At 36.0% G+C, this 21,589-nt stretch carries 18 protein-coding genes, 1 pseudogene and 1 other annotated feature; of the genes and pseudogenes, 13 read left to right on the top strand and 6 right to left on the bottom strand.

Going from position 1 to position 21,589, the window contains the following annotated elements:
- Window positions 1-26: 26 nt before the first annotated feature.
- The 3 genes from J2S08_RS19745 to J2S08_RS19735 form a co-directional block, all read right to left on the bottom strand.
- Window positions 27-407 (bottom strand): RidA family protein, encoded by a 381-nt coding sequence (locus J2S08_RS19745; protein WP_307232635.1) that lies wholly within the window; start codon window positions 405-407, stop codon window positions 27-29.
- A 151-nt stretch (window positions 408-558) separates the two neighbouring features.
- Window positions 559-1,485: a DMT family transporter gene (locus tag J2S08_RS19740; RefSeq protein WP_307232633.1), complete on the bottom strand. Its 927-nt coding sequence runs from the start codon at window positions 1,483-1,485 to the stop codon at window positions 559-561.
- 22 nt (window positions 1,486-1,507) lie between these two features.
- On the bottom strand, window positions 1,508-2,662 hold the full coding sequence (locus J2S08_RS19735) for a M20 aminoacylase family protein (RefSeq protein ID WP_307232631.1): 1,155 nt from the start codon (window positions 2,660-2,662) through the stop codon (window positions 1,508-1,510).
- A 316-nt stretch (window positions 2,663-2,978) separates the two neighbouring features.
- On the opposite strand from J2S08_RS19735, the gene J2S08_RS19730 reads away from it, so the two are divergent.
- Window positions 2,979-3,869: an AraC family transcriptional regulator gene (locus tag J2S08_RS19730; protein WP_307232629.1), complete on the top strand. Its 891-nt coding sequence runs from the start codon at window positions 2,979-2,981 to the stop codon at window positions 3,867-3,869.
- 287 nt (window positions 3,870-4,156) lie between these two features.
- On the opposite strand, the pseudogene J2S08_RS22655 reads toward J2S08_RS19730, so the two are convergent.
- Window positions 4,157-4,270: pseudogene (locus J2S08_RS22655) on the bottom strand (hypothetical protein); the annotation flags it as partial.
- 359 nt (window positions 4,271-4,629) lie between these two features.
- On the opposite strand from J2S08_RS22655, the gene mgtE (J2S08_RS19725) reads away from it, so the two are divergent.
- The 12 genes from mgtE (J2S08_RS19725) to J2S08_RS19670 all read left to right on the top strand — a co-directional run bounded on the left by mgtE (J2S08_RS19725) (window position 4,630) and on the right by J2S08_RS19670 (window position 19,504).
- On the top strand, window positions 4,630-5,982 hold the full coding sequence (gene mgtE, locus J2S08_RS19725; RefSeq protein ID WP_307232626.1) for a magnesium transporter: 1,353 nt from the start codon (window positions 4,630-4,632) through the stop codon (window positions 5,980-5,982).
- A gap of 102 nt (window positions 5,983-6,084) precedes the next feature.
- Window positions 6,085-7,407 carry a hemolysin family protein gene (locus J2S08_RS19720; protein ID WP_307232625.1) on the top strand — a complete coding sequence of 441 codons (1,323 nt, stop codon included), beginning with the start codon at window positions 6,085-6,087 and terminating at the stop codon, window positions 7,405-7,407.
- A 382-nt stretch (window positions 7,408-7,789) separates the two neighbouring features.
- Complete coding sequence (locus tag J2S08_RS19715) at window positions 7,790-9,139, top strand: hemolysin family protein (RefSeq protein ID WP_307232669.1); 1,350 nt, start codon at window positions 7,790-7,792, stop codon at window positions 9,137-9,139.
- A gap of 43 nt (window positions 9,140-9,182) precedes the next feature.
- Window positions 9,183-9,375 (top strand) — a binding site (T-box leader).
- Window positions 9,376-9,420: 45 nt separating this feature from the next.
- Window positions 9,421-11,106 carry an arginine--tRNA ligase gene (argS, locus tag J2S08_RS19710; RefSeq protein ID WP_307232623.1) on the top strand — a complete coding sequence of 562 codons (1,686 nt, stop codon included), beginning with the start codon at window positions 9,421-9,423 and terminating at the stop codon, window positions 11,104-11,106.
- A 439-nt stretch (window positions 11,107-11,545) separates the two neighbouring features.
- The gene (locus J2S08_RS19705) at window positions 11,546-11,899 is read left to right on the top strand and encodes an EamA family transporter (RefSeq protein WP_307232621.1); all 354 of its coding nucleotides are present in this window, start codon (window positions 11,546-11,548) and stop codon (window positions 11,897-11,899) included.
- An 88-nt stretch (window positions 11,900-11,987) separates the two neighbouring features.
- Entirely contained in the window at window positions 11,988-12,680 is a 693-nt protein-coding gene (locus J2S08_RS19700; protein ID WP_307232620.1) for a response regulator transcription factor, read from the top strand.
- A gap of 300 nt (window positions 12,681-12,980) precedes the next feature.
- On the top strand, window positions 12,981-14,078 hold the full coding sequence (locus tag J2S08_RS19695) for a sensor histidine kinase (RefSeq protein ID WP_370875723.1): 1,098 nt from the start codon (window positions 12,981-12,983) through the stop codon (window positions 14,076-14,078).
- Between the two features lie 167 nt (window positions 14,079-14,245).
- On the top strand, window positions 14,246-15,460 hold the full coding sequence (locus J2S08_RS19690) for an ArnT family glycosyltransferase (protein ID WP_307232616.1): 1,215 nt from the start codon (window positions 14,246-14,248) through the stop codon (window positions 15,458-15,460).
- Window positions 15,461-15,476: 16 nt separating this feature from the next.
- Window positions 15,477-16,211 carry a glycosyltransferase family 2 protein gene (locus tag J2S08_RS19685; RefSeq protein ID WP_307232614.1) on the top strand — a complete coding sequence of 245 codons (735 nt, stop codon included), beginning with the start codon at window positions 15,477-15,479 and terminating at the stop codon, window positions 16,209-16,211.
- Window positions 16,208-16,600, top strand: coding sequence for a DUF2304 domain-containing protein (locus J2S08_RS19680; protein ID WP_307232612.1), 393 nt, complete (start codon window positions 16,208-16,210; stop codon window positions 16,598-16,600). The genes J2S08_RS19685 and J2S08_RS19680 overlap by 4 nt, the downstream gene beginning before the upstream one ends.
- A gap of 53 nt (window positions 16,601-16,653) precedes the next feature.
- Window positions 16,654-18,612 carry an FAD-dependent oxidoreductase gene (locus tag J2S08_RS19675; RefSeq protein ID WP_307232610.1) on the top strand — a complete coding sequence of 653 codons (1,959 nt, stop codon included), beginning with the start codon at window positions 16,654-16,656 and terminating at the stop codon, window positions 18,610-18,612.
- A 307-nt stretch (window positions 18,613-18,919) separates the two neighbouring features.
- On the top strand, window positions 18,920-19,504 hold the full coding sequence (locus J2S08_RS19670) for a YqaA family protein (protein WP_307232608.1): 585 nt from the start codon (window positions 18,920-18,922) through the stop codon (window positions 19,502-19,504).
- A gap of 289 nt (window positions 19,505-19,793) precedes the next feature.
- Here the strand turns inward: J2S08_RS19670 and J2S08_RS19665 are convergent, their stop codons facing one another.
- Both J2S08_RS19665 and mgtE (J2S08_RS19660) read right to left on the bottom strand, forming a co-directional pair.
- On the bottom strand, window positions 19,794-19,943 hold the full coding sequence (locus J2S08_RS19665; protein WP_307232606.1) for an Lmo0850 family protein: 150 nt from the start codon (window positions 19,941-19,943) through the stop codon (window positions 19,794-19,796).
- Between the two features lie 382 nt (window positions 19,944-20,325).
- Entirely contained in the window at window positions 20,326-21,318 is a 993-nt protein-coding gene (mgtE, locus tag J2S08_RS19660; protein WP_307232604.1) for a magnesium transporter, read from the bottom strand.
- Window positions 21,319-21,589 lie beyond the last annotated feature (271 nt).

The raw sequence follows: 21,589 nt of genomic DNA, 5'->3' as shown, positions 1-21,589 counted from the left end.
TGTAAATAAAACTTAATATAAACTAACTACTTAATTACAGCAATAGCTTCAATTTCAACTAAAGCATCTTTTGGAAGAGCTGCTACTTGATACGCTGCTCTAGCTGGGCAGGTGCCAGTAAAGTAATTAGCATAAACTTCATTCATATCGCCAAAATCAGCAATATTTTTCATCAAAACAGTTGTTTTTACAACATCAGACATATCTGCTTCAACTTCTGCTAAAACTGCTTTGATATTTTCTAGAGATTGTTTTGTTTGACTCTTAATATCATTTCCAGCAAATTCTCCTGTTGTTGCATCAATTGGTAATTGACCAGAAATATAAATTGTATTTTCTGCTTTAATTGCTTGTGAATAAGGTCCAATAGCAGCAGGTGCTTTTTGTGATTCAATTTTTTGGTTCATAATAAATTCTCCCTTTTCAAATAAATTTATTAAATATAATACTTTACGGCTATTTTCAACTTATTTATCAATAATTTTAAATAGTGATAATAACTATCGACTTTTTAGAATTGTAGATTAAAAGAATAGCGTAACGTATTTATATAATTATTTAACTAACTTCTAAACTTGTTTTCTTTCTAACTTTTTCACCATAATTAGCAAACAGAATAACTGATATTAAAACTATAGCAATTCCGATAACTTGAATAATTGTCCAAGATTGACCGAGTAATAGGGGTGTTAAAATATTTGCAAGTAATGGTTCTAAAGCTGCAATAATATTAGAAAGAGAAGCTTCAATATAATTAACACTTCCCAAATAACAACTAAATGCCACGGCAGTGCCTACAACAATGATGAAGGCCATATAAAGAATTACTTTAAAATCGACATCAAATCCTGGTCGCCATATTGGATGAACGAATTGAAAAGCTCCTCCTCCAATTAGCATTCCCCAACCAACTACAATAGGGGCCCCATATTCTTTTAAAATACGACGTGGTTGTAAAGTATAAAAGGCAACACCAATTGCTGAACCTATACCGATTAATAAACCAGAAGTGCTAACATCTAATTGACCAAAGTTTGCACGGGTTACAATTAGAAATACACCTACAAATGTAAGAACGATATATAGAACTTCTTGAATATATACATTTTTTTCTTTTCTTAAAACTAGGTAAAAGTAGATAAAGATTGGAGATGTAAACTGTAATATAGTAGCTAAACCAGCTCCATTTGTTCCAATTGATAAAAAGAATAGATATTGACAACCAATCATTCCAATAAGACCAAATAAGCATAGTGTAAGAATATCCTTTTTTGATCGAAGAATTGAAAATACATCTTTTTTCAATATAAATTTCGCATAAAGCAAAATTAAGAATCCTGCCATCAGCAATCGAGTTCCAACTACCCATTCTACAGGGGCATTAAATTGAGAGAAAACAACATCTGCAAAGGCACCATTTATTCCCCAAAGAGAGGCTCCCGTTGCAGCAAGCATTATTCCTTTAGTTCTTCCTTTAATACTCACTCGGATTTCTCCTTTAAGTTTATTATTTTAGTGTTAGACGAACGATTTCAGCAAAAAATTCTGCACCTCTTAGAAGGTTTTCTTCTTTATAATCAAATTTAGCATGGTGAAGTGGATATGGTTCAACACCTTCACGTTGACCTCCTAAGAAAACAAAGCATCCTGGCATAATATCTAAAAAGTGTCCAAAATCTTCTGATACCATGGTTGGGTTAGCGTTAGGATTTACTTTATCTTCACCTAATACATTTTTAGCCGCTTGAACAGCAACATTGTGGCATTTTTCCCAGTTAACGGTTGGGATAAATGAATTTGAGTAACTAAACTCACATTCTACCTCATTTGCTTCACAGATCTTTTCACAAATTAAGCGCATACGTTTTTCCAATAATGCTTGTACTTCTGGACGGTAGCTACGAGTATCACCTGTAATTACAACATTAGAAGGAATCGCATTAATAATTCCATCCGTATGAATTTCAGTACATGAAACAACAGCAGTATCAACAGGGTCTACATTTCTAGCGACAATTGTTTGTAAAGCTAGGATAATTTCTGAAGCTGTTACCAATGGATCCTTTCCCATTTGTGGAGCAGAAGCATGACCACCAATACCTTTAATTTTGATTTCGAAATTATCTTCACTACCCATAATTGGTCCAACTTTGGAATGAATTTCTCCTTCTGGTAAATTTGGCATATTGTGTAAACCGTAAAATTCATCGATTGGGAATCGTTCAAAGAGACCATCTTCTAACATTGCTAAAGCACCTTTTCCATGTTCTTCTGCCGGTTGGAAGATAAAGCGTACAGTTCCATTAAAATCTTTACTTTCAGCTAAAATTTTTGCTGCACCTAATGCTGTAGTAACATGCCCGTCATGCCCACATGCATGCATTTTTCCATGAGTTTTTGAAGCGTAAGGAAGTCCTGTTTGTTCTACAATATTTAAGGCGTCCATGTCAGCTCGAATCCCGATAGCTTTATCACTATTCCCACTTGTTAAGCTAGCAACTACACCAGTTTTACCAATTCCTGTATGAACGTCGTAGCCCATTTCTTTCATTTTTTCTGCAATAAATTTTGAAGTGTTTACTTCTTCAAACCCTGTTTCTGGATGCATATGAAGATAGTGTCTCCATTCAACTAATTGATCTAGTAATTCTGATTTACTCATTTTTGTTTCTCCTTTTCTCATAAATTTATTTAACCGATCGATTCATTTGAAACTATTGCGCAATTGTTGTTTACGCTTACATTTTAATGGATTTTATCATCATATTCTATTAGGATTAATTTTTATTTTATCGTAATTGACCGAAGATGAATTATTGACTTTCATATTCCCCGTCTGTTTTTAAACTTTTTCTATTGAAAATGTGGGAAAAATGCTGGAATAATGCTATAATCTATTTAAATTTAGATAAATCCATTTCATCGTAATTTAAAGAAATGTCGTAATTGATTTTATAATTTGAATGGAGATGGAAAGAATGGATAGATATTTGCCAATTAATTTAGATGAAACGTTAGAAGAACACTTGACCTATCATTCAGTAGGTTTTTCAATCATTCCTTATGTAATTGAATATGATTTTGAACGTCATGATTTTATGCCACTTCATTGGCACAAAGAGCTACAAATTAGTTGGGTTTACGAAGGAACACTAGAATTTCTGATTGACGGCGAGTCTGTTAGAGTTGGTAAAAAAGATATACTATTCCTAAATAGTAATAAATTCCATAGCTCTTCAGCAATCGATGGAAATGCAAAAACTTTATGTATTAATTTTGATTTAGATTTTCTACATCCTAAGATTATTGAAGACTATATCAAACCTATTTTGGAAAATCCCAATTTTATTTATTACAAACTACCGATGGTTGGGAATTTCTCAAAATATCTAAGTTCCATCCTAAATGAGATTCCTACTCAAACAACTGATTTAGTTAAAGAAACTGATTCTACAAATTATTTTCAAGTAATTAATCTAATTAATTTGATCATTGAAGAGATCGTTCTTAAATTCGATGGAACACACAATTTTACAGAATCAGAATATTTCAATACTCTAAACAAGTTACTTTCTTTCATTCATCAGAACTATACCCAAAAAATAATGATTAAAGATTTAACTGATTATGCTCATATTAGTAAAACATTCTGTAATGAGATTTTTCAAAAATATACAAAGATGTCACCAATACAATACATTAATGCATATCGTTTACAAATTGCGCAAGAATTAGTAATAAATACTGATGAATCTATTTCAGCAATCAGTGAGCAATGCGGCTTTGGTACAATAAGCTACTTTGTTGAACAATTTAGACTACAATACAAACTATCCCCTTTAAAATTTAGGAAAAAATTTCAAAAATAAATAAATCTAAAATTAGCAATATTTCCTATTGAGTGTTATTTTGAGCACAAAAAAAGAGGAATATATTTAAAATATATCCCTCATAAAACCCGATATGATAAGTGTTCTTCCCAAATTTCTTTGGTGGAATTTTGGCGGAGAACCTAATCAATTCAAGTTGGTTTATCCATTTTAAGTATCGAAAGAATGCCGTTAAATCAACCTTTCACTACTTAATCAGGGTTAGTGAATGATTCCCCACCTATCACTTTTCGTAAACCCAGTTAAATAATCCGAGAATTCTGCAATTAATACAGATAAACATAGTGATATACTGTGAAAGTTCCAGCAGCACCGATTCCTGTTAATACTGCTGGATAAGCTATCTCCATCGGAGTCACTTTCAACGATTTTGCAAGGAGAAAAAACTGATAACATGAAGATTACTGTAATAATGTCAGTTGGGACGCTCGTAAAACCTTCTATTTTTTAATCCAATAGCCCATAATCTGTAGCCCAAGCTTTAATAAATATATCCATGCCAAACTGAACATTGAAGCTTGTTTTCATACAACCTGCCTATCAACAGTTAGAACACCTCAATTATTTTCCACACAATACATAAGTAATTTCATCATAATCGCGATTTTTTTGAACATCCTTATAGATAGTCCTATTACTGTAAAAAATAGATTATCTCGAAGATTTATTCGAATAGTGATAAACGGGACTAGCTCTTCCATACATATATAAAAAGCATATCTAGAGTGGAGGGAAAAAGATGCTTCATGATGTATCATCTGAAAAGCTGCCAATTTTAATCATGAATGCCTTAAAAACAAATAATGATGCGAAATTTGCTGCTCTTACTAGAAATCTTCAACCATACGACTTGGCACTTATCTTTACAAGCTTGCCTGATACACAAAAAACTGATTTTTTAAAGCACCTTTCCGTTGCTGTCATTGCTGATTTAATCAAAGAATTGAATCACAGTCAACAGCTAGAGCTGTTAAAAAAACTAACGACAAAGAAAGTAAATCAAGTGTTGGATGAAATGGATAATGATGATCTAGCCCCTTTGCTTCATGACCTCTCACCACATAAGATGAAGGCTTTTTTGCAAGGGATGAAGAAAGAGGAAGCAGCGTTTGTTCAGCATCTGATGACCTATCCACCTGAAACTGCCGGCAGACTCATGACCAACCGTTTTGTTTGGATTCATAGCAGCCATCTTGTCCAAGAAGCGATAGAAAAAATCAAGTCTTTCGCTGTCTATGCTGAAACCATTAACTATATATATGTTGTTAATGAGGATCACAGGCTTGTTGGAGTTGTATCTTATCGTGATTTACTATTTGCCAATATGAAAGAAACGATGAAAAATATCATGTGTTCAAGAGTGATTACTGTTCCGGTACTGACAGATCAAGAGGAAGTTGCTCATCTCATGCGCCGCTATGACTTTTTAGCGATCCCTGTTGTCAACGATGAAGGCATCCTGCTTGGCATTGTGACATTTGATGATGTCCTTGATATTTTGCATCAAGAAGCAAATGAGGATATTGAAAAGCTTGCTGCTTCTGGGAAGGCGATTGACTTTCATACGAGACCCTCAACAGCTGCTTTTCGAAGATTGCCGTGGCTTATTATTCTTTTATTTATCGGTTTGGTTTCTGGGAGCATTATCGCAAGCTTTGAGGAAACACTAGAAAAAGTAGTCGCGCTTGCTTTTTTTATGCCTATGATTGCTGGGATGACCGGGAATACCGGAACACAGTCGCTAGCAATTGTCGTTCGCGGTTTAACTTCTGAAGAATTAGATGCGAAAGCAATCATCCAGCTTATTTTGCGTGAATTTGTTGTTAGTCTAATGATTGGACTTGCTTGTGGAATACTAATGACTATCATTGCCTATATGTGGCAAGGCGATCTTATGCTGGGCGTTGTTGTTGGAAGCTCCTTATTATTGACATTAATGATTGGCACGATGTCTGGAACAGTTATCCCCCTGATTTTGTATCGATTGCACATTGATCCAGCTGTTGCATCTGGTCCCTTGATCACAACTATTAATGATATCTTCTCATTAATCATTTATTTTACAATCGCATCGTGGTTTCTCTTATCATAATCATCATCGTAAAAAAGGAGGTGTACGTCCTACTCTCTATGTGTGTTCAACTATAAGGTGGCACGAATTTATTGAACCGTATGTGAGAGGAAGACAAATCGATTGATTACGATAAACATACTTATTGTTGCACTACTTATTTTACTAACCGCTTTTTTTGTAGCATCAGAATTTGCAATTGTAAAAGCGAGAGCTTCTCGGATTGATCAATTGATAGCTGAAGGAAATAAGCAAGCAGTAGCGGCAAGACGCCTCACTTCCAATTTAGATGGCTTTTTGTCCGCTTGCCAGCTTGGCATTACCATTACAGCTTTAGGGCTGGGCTGGTTAGGGGAACCTACTGTTCAAGCACTTCTTCAGCCATTACTAATAAAAATGCAGATTGCACCTGCTTTTTCCCAAGTATTAAGTTTTATCATTGCCTTTAGTTTCATTACCTTTATTCACGTTGTTTTAGGAGAGCTGGCTCCAAAAACAATTGCCATCCATAAAGCAGAGGAGCTTACTTTACTCGTTGCAAAGCCGCTCACCTTCTTCTATCGTGTGATGTACCCTTTTATTTGGGTATTAAATGGTTCTGCTCAAATTGTTGCACGGATGATGGGATTTAAAGCAGCGACAAATCATGAACTTGCACATTCAGAAGAAGAATTGCGCATCATTTTATCAAAAAGCTATAAAAGCGGCCAAATCAATCAGTCTGAATATCGCTATGTTAATAAGATTTTTGAATTTGACAATCGTACAGCTAAAGAAGTAATGGTTCCAAGAATGGAACTTGTCTGCTTAGATAAAAATGCGGAACTTGAGGAGATTTTAGAAACAGTCCGCAGCAAACATTTCACAAGGTATCCAGTGGCAAATGGCGATAAAGATGCTATTATTGGCATCGTTAATATGAAAGAATTTCTAACCGATTGCATCGACAATCATTGTCATGGAAAAGCGCCATTGCTGCCATATATTAAACCAATTATTAAAGTAATTGAAACGATTCCATTACAAAACTTATTAGTAAAAATGCAAAAAGAACGATCACATATGGCTATTCTACTTGATGAATACGGTGGAACAGCCGGTCTTGTTACTGTGGAAGATATACTTGAAGAAATTGTTGGTGAAATCCGTGATGAATTTGATGAAGATGAAATCCCTCTCATCCGAACATTAGCTGAGAACCATTATTTATTTGATGCGAAAATCCTGATTGAAGAAGTAAACGATTTACTGGCAACTAGTTTGCAAGCGGAAGATGTAGATACACTTGGCGGCTGGCTCTTTACTCAGAAGTATGACCTTAAACAAGGAGATATTTTAGAAAATAACGGCTATCTTTTCAAAGTAAAAGAAATGGAAGGAACTCATATTCTTTATGTCGAAGTGTCAAAAAAAGAGGCATCTTCACATATCTCAACCTCTCTTTGAAAAAAGTCATTTTCTTTAAAGGAATGTTCATTGACTTACAGGAATAAAATTACTTATAATATGAATAAGTTTTAACTGGGCTTCCGAAAAGAATTCTCCCACTTCTAAATGGGGAAGGGCTTAGCCCAATGAAAGTGGGAGATGAATTTTCGGTTGGCCTTAAGCCAAAATATTGTATTTTCTCTAGGGGCAGGGACTGCCCTTATAGCTTGGTAAATATAGATAGCTAATAAAAGTATCTAGTTCCCAAGAAGCTCCCACTTCAATCAGACCGCAAAGTCGATAAGTGGTGAGTAGTTCACTTATCATCCAATTATTAAAGCATGTTGCTTTAGGAGGTGACTTCCTTTCTCGTTTGTCTAAACGAGCGAAGGATACTTATTTGGACATATTTAACTTGGTGCTTGTATTTCTGTTGATTGCCCTTACCGCTTTTTTCGTAGCGTCAGAATTTGCGATTGTAAAGGTAAGAAGTTCTCAAATTGAACAGTTAATTAGCGACGGAAATAAAAAAGCGTTAGCAGCAAAGCGCGTGATTTCTAATCTTGATGAGTACTTGTCTGCTTGTCAACTCGGCATCACCATTACTGCCTTAGGATTAGGCTGGCTAGGAGAACCAGTTGTTGCTAGACTATTGCGGCCAATTTTTGAGCTGATAGACGCTTCACCTTCTATCATCCAAATTTTGTCTACTGCTATTGCATTTACGACCATTACATTTATTCATGTCGTTATTGGCGAGCTGGCGCCAAAAACTGTTGCTATTCATAAAGCAGAAGCAATTGCTTTGCTTACAGCCGGCCCTCTTATCTTGTTTTATCGCATCATGTATCCATTTATTTGGGTTTTGAACAGTTCAGCCCGATTTATTACAAGATTATTTGGACTAAAGCCAATAGCAGAACACGAACTTGCTCACTCCGAGGAAGAGCTGCGCATCATTTTATCAAATAGTTACGAAAATGGTGAAATTAACCAATCAGAGTTTAAATATGTAAATAAAATTTTTGAATTTGACAATCGGATCGCAAAAGAAATCATGGTTCCTCGTACAGAAATGATATCTCTGTCAAAAGACGATACAGTTGCAATGTTTTTAAGTATGGTAAAATCAGAAAAATTTACTCGTTATCCGATTTTTGATGGTGACAAAGACCATATTATAGGACTCGTCAACTTAAAGGATATCTTTGCAGAGGTAATTGAAAATAGCGAAACGACAGCAAAAACGCTGGAGGATTTTGTACGTCCAATCATCCGTGTGATTGAATCTATTCCGGTTCATGATTTGCTTGTAAAAATGCAAAAAGAGCGCATCCATATGGCCATTCTAATGGATGAATATGGCGGTACATCTGGATTAGTAACAGCGGAAGATATCATCGAGGAAATTGTTGGAGAAATTCAGGATGAATTTGACATAGATGAAGTTCCTCTTATTCAAAGAGTAAAAGAGGATCATTATATTTTTGATGCAAAGGTATTAGTTAGTGAAGTAAATGAGCTGCTAAGCATCGATATTCAGGATGAGGATGTCGATACGATTGGCGGGTGGATTTTAACGTTAAACTATGAAGTGAAGCAAGGAGACGTTGTCACCTATGGCGATTACAACTTTACAATTATGGAAATAGAAGACCTTCATATTAAATATGTGGAAGTAAGGAAAAATGTCAAAAATGACGAAACTCCCTTACAGATCCCACTAGCTAATTCAGAAGTATCTATATAATCTATCGTAAACGCAGTTAATAAACACTGATAGATAAATACGGATAACATCAATGAGGAAGAGAGTAATTGCTTGGAAAACTTCAGCGAGCTAGGGATGATGGAAGCCTAGTGTTAACCTAGTAATGAAGCGCACTTCTGAGATGCATACTTAAATGTCGGCACCCTTCCGTTAACAGGTGAAGTGGTCATTTTGACAACTAGAGTGGTACCACGGGCTAAAAGCTCGTCTCTTATTATGATAAGAGACGAGCTTTTTTATATAGAAGGAGGAGTAAATAGATGGACTTAAAATTAAAATATGCTGAGAAGCTTATAGAAGTTCTACAAGAACCGCTACCGATTTCCGATGTGTACAATTTGATTGAAACACCTAAACATTCAGCTCATGGAGACTTAGCCTTTCCCTGCTTTTATCTCGCTAAAAAAGTTCGAAAATCACCAAATATGCTTGCTGAACAGCTTGCAGAGACGCTTATCGACCCTCTTTTTACAAAAGTAGAAGCAAAAGGAGCATATGTCAATGTATTCTTTTCGAAGATGCATATTAGCACAACAATCATAACAGACATAATAGAACAGAAAAGTCGTTATGGAAATAGCGCTATCGGTGAAAATAAAACAGTTGTATTAGATTTGTCCTCTCCCAATATAGCAAAACCGTTTTCAATGGGACATTTACGTTCAACCGTTATTGGAAATGCGTTAGCAAACATTGCTAAAAAATGTGGATATAAAGTGGTGCGTATTAATCATGTAGGCGATTGGGGTACTCAATTTGGAAAGCTGATCATTGCTTATGAAAAATGGGGAGATTTTGAAAAAGTAAAAGAAAACCCGATTCAAGAACTTTTTAAACTATACATTACTTTTCACGATGAGGCAGAGAAAACCCCAAGCTTAGAAGAAGAAGCACGCCGCGCCTTTAAATTGTTGGAAGAAGGCCATCAACAATACACCGAACTCTGGGAATGGTTCAGAAGTGCATCTTTACAAATGTTTTTGAACATTTATCAGCTTCTAGATATCAAATTCGATTCTTACCATGGTGAAGCGTTTTATAACGATAAAATGGAGCCAGTGGTCAACTTGCTGAAGGAAAATCATCTTTTGGAAGAATCAGATGGAGCTGAAGTAGTCAGACTTGATGACCTTGGCCTCCCTCCCTGCTTAATAAAAAAGAAAGACGGAGCAACCTTATATGCTACAAGAGACCTTGCAGCAGCACTTTATCGCCAGGAAACATACCAATTTGATGAAGCACTATATATTGTAGGGCAAGAACAAAGCATTCATTTTCAACAGGTATTCGCTGTTTTACAGAAGCTAGGATATAAATGGGCACATCATATGAAGCATATACCTTTTGGGCTTTATTTAATGAATGGCAAAAAAATGTCTTCCAGAAAAGGGCATGTTGTGCTTTTAGAGGAAGTATTGCATGAAGCGATTGCCTTGGCTGAGAAAAATATTGCTGACAGAAATCCTGACATCACGAACAAAACTGAAATTGCGAAAGCAGTTGGCGTAGGTGCAATTATTTTTCATGATCTTAAAAATGAACGGATGAACAGCATATCGTTTTCTCTACAAGATATGCTCACTTTTGAGGGTGATACAGGTCCTTATATTCAATATACGTTCGCTAGGACACAATCTATTTTAACAAAAGGGAAAGTAACAAATGACACCTTTACTGGATTAGATACGGAGAAAAGTTGGGAAATCATCAAATTGCTGCAAATATTCCCTAAAAAAATTGAAAAAGCAAATGAACAGTGCGCCCCTTCTGTGATTGCTAAATACTTGCTTGACTTGGCAAAAGCATTTAACCAATATTATGGCAAGGTTAAAATCCTTCACATAGACGATGATCTTCACAATCGCTTAAGTCTTGTAAACGCCGTTGCAATTGTACTGGCTGAAGGATTATCATTACTAGGAATCAAAGCCCCGAAAAAGATGTAATATGAAACCAATAGCTGGAGAATGATCCAGCTTTTTTTTCGTGAAAAAAATTTTAAAGCAAAAACATAAAATCTACAAGGATTATTTGTAAATGATCTTAAAATTTACGTACAAATGTGTCAATTCCTTCCTTTACTCCTTAACCAAATCATTGGTATGATCGACCTAACTAACAGTTGGAGAAAGATTAAGATAATATTAAGACATTATTAAGAAAAAAAACTCGCTAACATTGTGTATGCTATATTAATGAAAGATAAAAGTGAAACTTCCATGAGTGGAGGTTTTCTCTCATCCCCCACCTAGCGCTTCTGATTCCTTTAATTCCTAAGGTTGGAGGCTTGTCTTGTCAGTTAGATGTGGGATAAACCAATAATTATTAGCGGGGATTTCACATATCCCCTCATTTATTGCACGTTACAAGCTAGAAGAGGGGGAAATGAAACTTGTGAAGAACATTGAAAGTTACTTAATTTTACTTTCTAATATTATCTTATTAGTCTCTGGACAAACTATGTTTAAATTAGGAATTGAAAAAATTGGCGGCCTTGACTGGGTAAAAATGATTACTTCTTTTTACATTCTAGGAGGACTGGCCCTTTATGGAATTGCAACGATTTTATGGTTTGTCGTTTTATCACGGTTACCTTTAAGTGTCGCTTATCCTCTGCAAAGCTTCGCTTATGTATTAGGATTTCTTGTCGCTGGAATCGTGTTCGGTGAAACGATCACACTTACCAGATGGTCAGGAATGGCCATTATCCTTTTGGGAGTTTATGTTATATCTAGGTAAACAAATACAAGTTTATTGAATTAGATAAGATGTTATATAAAAAATTTGACATTTTAAAGCATATATATTTTAATAGGAGAGTTTAGACATGGCTAGAGAAACAATTCTCGTTGTCGACGACGAAATAGAAATTATTAACCTTTTAGAAATTTATCTGATGAATGAAGGATATACTTTATTAAAAGCAAGCGACGGTGCAGAAGCACTGGAGCTTTTAAATACACATCACGTTGATTTAATCATTTTAGACGTTATGATGCCAAATATGGACGGCATACAAGCTTGTATGAAAATACGTGAGGAGAAACAAATGCCCATTATCATGCTATCTGCGAAAGGGCAAGAAATTGACAAAATCACTGGTCTAAGCATTGGTGCAGATGATTATGTCACGAAACCGTTTAGCCCACTGGAAATATTAGCGCGTGTGAAATCGCAGCTTCGGCGTTATAAATATTTAAATACGCCTCTCACAAAAGACGAGAATGAAATGATCATTAATGATCTTGTGATTAACATCACAACACATAAAGTGAGTATTGATCAGCGTGAAGTAAAATTAACGCCTCGGGAGTTTGCCATCTTAAAAGTACTTGCCAAAAATCGTGGGATTGTCCTAAGTATGGAACAGATTTACGAGGAAGTATGGCAGGAACCTTTTTTCGAGGCAAACAATACAATCATGGTGCATATTCGTAAAATCCGTGAAAAAATCGAAGTAGATCCTAGCAATCCACAAATTATTAAAACTGTTTGGGGAATTGGCTATATCATCGAATAATGATGGAAGGCGATCAGATTGGCAAGTAACACAAAATCGACTGTATATCGAAAATTAATACTTGTGTTTTTACTTAGTATCGTTTTTACAACATTTACTATTTATCTGCTTTATAAGCTGGCCTCTATGCTGCTTTATATATTTCCGTTTTCGACTCCACTCATATTTGTCATTAACAATATTGGTTCCAATCCAGTGACATTGATAAGTGGATTAATATTATTTTTTTCATTTTTTATTATATTTAGCAGAAAAATGATCGGTAATCTGAATGAAGTGAAGGTAGTATTTCCAAAAATAATGAAGACGTTTATCTATACAATTCGCTGGAAATTTATCTTTATTTTCTTTTTCAGCATTGCCATTACAATCTTAACCGTTATTTTACTTTATCAACTTTTTAGTATTTTAATCTATATTGAACCATTTAGGGTAGTTATTCGATGGGTAGTGCAAAAATATGGGTCTTTCCCTGTCATTTTATATAGCAGTGTTATTTTATTTCTGATGTATTTTTTTATCTTCAGTCGGAGGATGGTTAATTATTTAGATGAAATTAAAAATGGGCTGCAGGAAATTGCGAAAGGAAATCTTACCTACGAAATCCCTGCAAAGTCCTCAGATGAGCTTGGAATGGTTGCAGATACGATTAATCAAATGACAAAACAATTGAAGAAATCCATAGAGGAAGAAAGAAATGCAGAAAGAACGAAAAATGAGCTTATTACAGGAGTTTCCCACGATCTTCGTACTCCGCTCACTTCCATTCTTGGGTATCTTGAATTAATCGAAAAAGATCACTATAAAGATGAAGTGGAATTGCGTTATTACACGAATATTGCTTATGAGAAAGCATTAAGATTGAAAAAATTAGTGGAAGATTTATTTGAATATACATCCATTCATGAGAAAGGGCCTACCCTTCAAAAGCAGAAAATAAATCTCAATGGCTTGTTAAAGCAATTAGCGGAAGAATTCAGTCCAAGCTTAACAAATGCTGGAATGTCGTATCGTACAATTACGAATGACGAAATGGTCTATATTTATGCGGATGGTAATCAATTAATGAGAGCATATGAGAATTTAATGGCAAACGCGATTCGCTACGGGAAAGATGGACAATATATAGATATTCAAATCAATAAAACCAATGAGGAAGCGATTGTAAAGATCATTAATTATGGCAAGCAAATTCCCGAACGAGACTTGCCATATATCTTTGAGCGCTTTTATCGTGCGGAAAAATCAAGATCGACACAATCTGGCGGCTCCGGATTAGGGCTTGCGATTACAAAAAGCATTGTGGAGATGAATGGCGGTCATATAACAGTAGAAAGCAACAAGGACCAAACTGTGTTCGAGACGCGTTTTCCACTTATACCGTTTTCTTCTGTTTGAGGTAAGACTGGCCAAAATGGATTTTCATCCATTTTGGCCAGTCTTTTTTTATGCACTTTCTTAATTTTTCTTAAGAAATACAAAAGAAAATGTTAAGCAAGTGAAAACGAGGCTTTAAGTTCTCATCTGTATACTGATTAGCAGACAGTACGGAAGGAGCTACAATGATGAGTCGAAAAAGAATAATGAACATCGCCCTTATCATCATTTTCATACTCGCTGCTTATTTACGGGTAGATTTTTTACGATCGGTGGATCATGAAATGCCTCACGATGCCATTAACTATGATGCGATGGTAAGACAATTATTAGAGGATGGCGTGTACGCATACAATGATACTTCTCCAAATGCCTACGTTACTCCGGGATATCCTTTATTTTTAGCGTCAATTTATTGGCTTGTTGATTATGAGGAAAACGATCCGCTGCCTTGGGTTCGTTATGTACAAGTGTTACTTAGTCTTATCACCATTTGGTTTATATATCGAATTAGCTCAATCCTTGCTAACGATATGACCGGCGTATTAGCTGCTTTTTTCGCCGCTATCTATCCGCCTTTTGTATGGGCAAATGGCGCTATTTTGACAGAGGTGCTCGGTATCTTTTTTCTACTAGCTTACATGTTAGTTCAAATAAATGCCTTTCGCTTTTCGTCATTTCGGCTTGCTGTTGGGTCAGGTGCTTTATTAGGTTTGACCGTATTAGTCCGACCAGAGTTTCTGCCTGTCATTGCAGTTACTTATCTGTTCTATTGGGTTTGGAAAAAGAATACAAAAGGAATGCTCAAGTTATTTTTATGTTCCTGTATAGGTTTAGTTTGCGTTATGATGCCGTGGTGGATTCGCAATTTAATCACATTGCACGAGTTGATTATTACTGGAACGCAAGTAAATCCATTTGCAGCCGGAACTTACCCTTACAAAAATTTTGATGATGGTTTAGTTGATCGCACTGGAAAAACACAAATGGAAGTAGCGATCGAAAGATTAAAAGTAGGATTCTCGACACAGCCGTGGCTCTTTATTAAATGGTACACGATCGGCAAACTGCAATATATTTACCAATATGCGTATACTGGCGGTGGACATCGACCTTTTTATAACGTTATTCCTTTCATCAATTATAATTACATTCATTTGTTTTTAGTTGGTTTAGGAATGTTTTCAATCATTGATGTGCTGCGTAAATGGAAACAAATGGCTACCTTACTTGTCATGATTATCGGATCAATGACACTCATCAGACTGGCCTTTATACCAGAGTATCGATATAACGTTACAATGATGCCTTTGATCATTATCATTGATTGCATCCTTATCATGAAGATATGGACGTGGCTTTTCAAGAAACCAATGTTCCGTTCAACGACGGTCAAAGGGTAAAAGAGGTGAAAACTGAATGAAGCAAACGCATTTAAATGACAGAAAAATATTGATTATTGTCCCTGCTTACAATGAAGAAGGACAAATTAAAAATGTAATTAAGGATATTCAAAAACACGCTCCATACGCTGACATCGCTGTTGTGAATGACGGATCTCAGGACAAGACGTTCGAAAGAGCTATTCAAACTGGTGCTACCGTGTTTAATTTGCCGTACAATCTTGGAATTGGTGGTGCTGTTCAAACAGGATATCGTTATGCCTTAGATGGCGATTACGATATTGCTGTGCAAATCGACGGCGATGGTCAGCATGATCCAGCCGATCTAGAAAAATTATTACGTATTTTTGATGAAGGAAAAGCAGATATGGTTATCGGATCACGCTTTTTAGATAAAACAGGATATCAATCGACAAGCATGCGAAAAGTCGGCATTCGTTTCCTTTCAACGATTGTTTCAGGGCTAACAAGAAACAAAGCGACTGATACGACATCTGGCTTCCGATTATGTGGCCGTAAAGCAATAGCGCTCTTTGCAGACCAATACCCAACTGATTATCCGGAGGTAGAATCACTCATTTTATTGCATAACAACGGGCTTCATTTTAAGGAAACGCAAGTGACCATGCGTCCGCGCATGTTCGGCAAGTCGAGTATCAATACATTTAAATCGATTTATTACATGATCAAAGTTACACTAGCCATTTTTATTACGCATTCCAAAAAAGGAAGGCAGGAGCAAATCACATGATTGCTTACATATTTTATCTATGTTTTATATTGAGCTTCACCTTTTTTATTGTAAATATCCGCCTTATTAAGAAAAGAAAATTAAAAGAGCAGTATGCGTTATTATGGCTTTTTTTAAGCGTATTGATGATGGTTTTATCTCTATTTCCGAGTGGACTGGATTGGATTGCCAAACTTATAGGAGTAAAGTATGCGCCATCTCTTCTCTATTTACTAGCAATACTAGGGATTTTCTGTATCCTGCTCCACTTAACCATTACTGTTTCCGTTTTGGCTGAGCGGACAACTAAATTAGCACAGGTGATCGCTATTTATGAGGAAAAGCTATATCAGCTTCAAGACGTAAATCAGCATCAGAATCACAGCAAGCATGGTGGAACTCCATCTTAGCAATAGCCTTACTACCGCTTTATGAAAATACGTAAATATATTGAGGTGTTTTAATGAAAAAGAAATGGATTTTTATCGCTTTAGCGTTCGTTGTCTTGTTACTGGTTGGCGGGCGCTGGCTCTATCACGAAATAAAGTATAATCGATTTACAATAGATAAATTGCCAGAAAAACAAGATTTAAAGAAAGTTGTAACAGTAGATAAGCTTCAAGATAACTATGATGTCATCGTTGTTGGGACAGATCCTGAAGGTATCAGTGCTGCTGTTTCGGCAGCACGCAACGGTTTAAAAACATTACTTATTGAGGGTAGAGATCGTGAAATTTTAGGTGGTTTAATGACGATTGGTTGGTTGAATAGTATTGATATGAACTGGGATAACACCAAGCCCAATACGTCTGGAAAGGAAAAAGATCATTTAAACAAAGGTATTTTTACAGAATGGTATAAGCAAACAGAGGGGCATTCTTTCGATGTTACAACTGCGGCTAATGCATTCTATGACCTTGTTGCTGCAGAGGAAAATATTGATTTGTTCATGAATGTGTCCTCTATTAAGCCAATTGTAGACACGCAAGATGAGAATACATCAGTAACAGGTATCACAGTCACGAAATCAGACAAAACGGAACAGGATATTTTTGCAAAAGCTGTCATTGACGCGACACAAGATGCAGATATTGCCGCTGATGCCGGTGTTTCCTTTACTATCGGCCGTGAAGATATAGGAGACAAAGATTCAAGAATGGCGGTTACAGCTGTTTTCCGTTTAAAAAATATCGATGATAAAGCATGGAAGTTGATTGCAAAACGTTTGAATGGCGACGGAGATCCAAACACCGGGGTTAGTAAATTATCCGCGTGGGGATATGGTGAAGAAATGAGTGCATATGAACCACTTGACGAGGAACGCACTAAAATGCGTGGTCTTAATATCGGCCGTCAGCTTGATGGAACCATTTTGATTAACGCCCTTCATATTTTTGAAATTGATGGTTTAGACCCTAACTCGCGTAAAGAAGGACTGGAAATTGCTAGTAAGGAAATTCCAAACGTTGTGAAATTTTTAAAAGAAAACTTTAAAGAATTTAAGGAAGCGGAATTAGATAGCATTGCCTCTGAACTCTATGTTCGTGAAACCAGACATATGGTTGGTTTATACCGTCTCAACATTATAGATTTGCTAGAACACAATGATAAATGGGATCGAATCGCCTTTGGTTCATACCCTGCTGATATCCAAAGAACATCACCGTCTGATGGTGGTGCAATCGTTGTCCATCCGATAAAATATGCTATTCCATTTCGCAGTATTGTGCCAGAAAGCGTAGACGGCTTGCTTGTAGTTGGAAAAGCTGCCAGCTATGATACACTAGCACATGGCAGTGCCCGTGTTATACCAGTTGGCATGGCGGAAGGACAAGCAGCTGGGGCCGCTGCAAAATTAGCGATAGAAAATAATATTACTTTTCGATCATTAGCACAATCAAAACCTTTAATCGCTAAACTGCAAGAAACGCTTACTGACCAAGGAATGGAGCTCGAGCCGTTTGAGTTGGAAAAGCAGCAGTTTATGAAACATAAAGCTTTTCCTGGGCTAAGAGCAGCCGTCTACATGCGTATCGCCTATGGCGACTATGGAAGAGAAGCATTTAATTTAGATAATGTTTCTAATATGCAGCGCATGGTCAATCAAACAGGCGGTGTCATAATGATGTATCCTTCCTATTTTACAGGTGACCATACTGCCGCTGTAAAGGGCATTAAGGATCCTACTGAAAAGCCGTTAAGTTTACAACAGGCATGCTTTACAGTGACAAAAGCACTTGGACTGCATGTAACAAAAGATAAGGCGCAAGCTGAATTACAGAAAAAAGGCTTATTAACCAAAGATACTGTTGATATGATTGAAAATAAAGAAGAACTAACTGATGGAGACTCCTATATGATCCTTAAAGATGTAGTAGAAAGTCTCGTTGGAATACAATTTGATAAAATCGCAGAAGATTGATTTATATGAATCTCCAATCTTATGAAGAATTGTAAGGGGCATGTGAGAAACTGCCCCTTATCATTTTTTAAGTAACAATTAGAAAGAAAAAGAAAAAAATGATATACTCATTTGGACAAGAAAAAACATTCCATGTCAAACAAATAAAGAAATACGAGTCAAAAAAAGATGATATACAAAAGCAGTGCTTTTTGAGTGTATGATGAGAGACTCAATTTCTCATCCTTTTCTAAGCATCTAACTAATCATAGTAGCTTGAATCATATGCAACAACGATCAGCTTCGTGAAAAAAAGGAGTACGTAAATATGTTAGAATGGCTACATCTTTTGGAAGATTGGCTTGCACAATATGGAATCTATGGCTTATTATTTGTCTCATTTGCCGATTCTTCTTTTCTGCCAGTTATTCCTGAAGTTCTTCTTTTGCCAATGGGGATTGCAAATCCTAGCATGGTATGGATTTATGCACTATATACGACTATTGCGTCCGTTCTTGGCGCTTTACTAGGTTGGTATATTGGGAAAAAGCTCGGAAGACCGGTTCTCCGTTACTTCATCTCTGAAGAAAAAATTCAAAAAGTGGAATTTTATTTTCACAAATATGGGGCGTTATCTATTGTAATTGCTGGATTTACACCGATTCCGTATAAAGTTTTTACTATTTTTTCTGGTGTATCAAGGATGAAAATTCGAACCCTCATGTTTTGGTCCGTTATTGGGCGGGGAGCACGCTTTTTCTTAGAAGCAGCGATTATCGCTATGCTTGGCGAAAATGCAATGCCTTTTATCGAAAAAAATTTCACGTTACTGACTTTGCTTGGCGGCATCGCTATCGTCATTTTCTTCTTAGTTTACCGCATCATACAAAAAAGAAAGCAAAGCGCTCTTTAAAAGACAATACAAAAATCCCTGCCTATGTCCGCTGCTTTTACATAGGCAGGGATTTTTAAACAAAAAACAAGTCATAAATCTGACTTGTTTCATTTAAGTGGACATTCATCAAGTTTGGGAATCATTATTTCTCTTTTAGAAAGGCAATGATAGTTCAGCTAAGGCAGCTCGAATTTTTAGAATAATACACCATTCCATAATCAATCCAGAAGGCGGCACAATGAGCTGACCTTCCCTTCTATAGTTATCCCTAAACTAACGGTCTGTTTGTCCTCTTTTTAAACATGCTTTAAGCATTTGGCTCTGGATAGTTTGTTACAGGCTTTACACCTTCAAGCATTTTAAACAATTCTAGCCGAGATTTCGTCATGGAAATCTTCACACCAATACCTGCTAAGTTGGACATAATTTTTATTAACTTGTCATAATCTTTTTGCAAGAAAGACCACCTCTTTAAGATTTGACATCTAACACATATTTTACCTTAATTCATTTTCTCTGTATATCATTTTCGAAAAATTTCTCACATTCTTTTTGTGGACTATAATGATAACTTGCCCCTTTATCCGATAAATATACATTTTAAAGAAGAACATGTGTGATTTGCACCTTGTTTCGTTTTTAGCATAAACTATACGAAACCCTATGCTACTCATATAGTGAGAATAGTGGTCTACCTTCTTGGCTTCTTAAACAAACGTTTGATCGAATCCTTGAGGAGTTGTTCTACTTAATCCAGCTTGTTCCCCCGAGCAAACTAATAGTAGAAATTAACTCTTTCCAGGAGAAGTATCTCAAAAATATGGAATAAAACTAAAGCATTATAATCCTAAATACCATGAAGCAATTGCGAAATAGATAAACACTCCTGAAATGTCGCAAATAGATGTAATTAATGGGCCGCTCGCTGTTGCTGGATCTAATTTTAGCTTGCTAAAAATAAATGGCAAGGACATCCCAATTAAGCTGCCTACAACAACAATGGTTAACATCGTTAAGGATACAACAATTGCAATATCAATTCCGCCTCGATAGATGCCAATAAGTGAAACAGACACTGCCATTGCAATACCTAAAAGAAACGAGATAGAGAATTCCTTCTTAAATAAACTTAGCCAATCCCTTAGTCTAATGTCTCCAACTGCCATTGCACGAATTATTAATGTTGCAGACTGGGAGCCGGCGTTTCCCCCACTATCAACTAATAAAGGTAAAAAGAAAACAAGTGCAATGTTCGCCGCAATCGTATCCTCATACAATGCGATGCCAGCTCCAGAAAAAATATTCATAAATACTAAAATGACTAACCATGAGACTCTTTTTTTAAATATTGTAAGAATCCCTACATTTTTAATACTTGTATCTAGTTTTCCAACAGGGGCCATTTTATGAAAATCCTCTGTTGCTTCCTCTTGTACTACATCTAAAATATCATCAACATGTATGACTCCGAGCAGCTTTTGATGATGATCAACAACAGGCAGTGAAACGTAATCCTTTTCCTTAATAATATGGGCAACCTTTTCTTGATCTAAATCAATATCTACTGTCACAATATTTTTTATCATGATGTCGCTAATTTGTGTTGCACCAGGTGTACTAAGCAGTTCTCTAAGTGAGAGCACACCTTTTAAACAATCTTTTTGATCAACTACATAAATATAGTGAATATTTTGTTTACCTTTTCCATAAGCACGAAAAAAATCAATAATTTCATCAACTGTTTGATGCTCTTCAAATGATACATATTCATTTGTCATTAACTTGCCAGCAGATTCTGCTTTAAATTTATTTAGTACTGTCGTCATGATCATACTTTACACACTCCCTTACAGAGTCAAACACTCCGCGGGCGACCACGAAAAGTGGACTCTTTTTTTCATTCTTTCTTTTTTAAGAAAACTGTTAATATATGAGCTTGGTTCCGATCCATCGTCCATTTTCGTCATCACCTCCTTGGGATAGCATTGCTTATTAAAACATGGCAACAACATAGAGTAGAGTAACCTCTTTCGAGGTTACTCCCTCATCAAACCGTACGTGCCCTACTAAGGCATACGGCTTACCCATGTGTTACTTGTTATG

The sequence above is a fragment of the Bacillus chungangensis genome, from assembly GCF_030812995.1.
Classification (GTDB): Bacteria; Bacillota; Bacilli; order Bacillales; family Bacillaceae_C; genus Bacillus_CF; species Bacillus_CF chungangensis.
The sequence above is the reverse complement of the archived record's forward strand: the minus strand, read 5'-3'. Positions and strand labels throughout refer to the sequence as shown.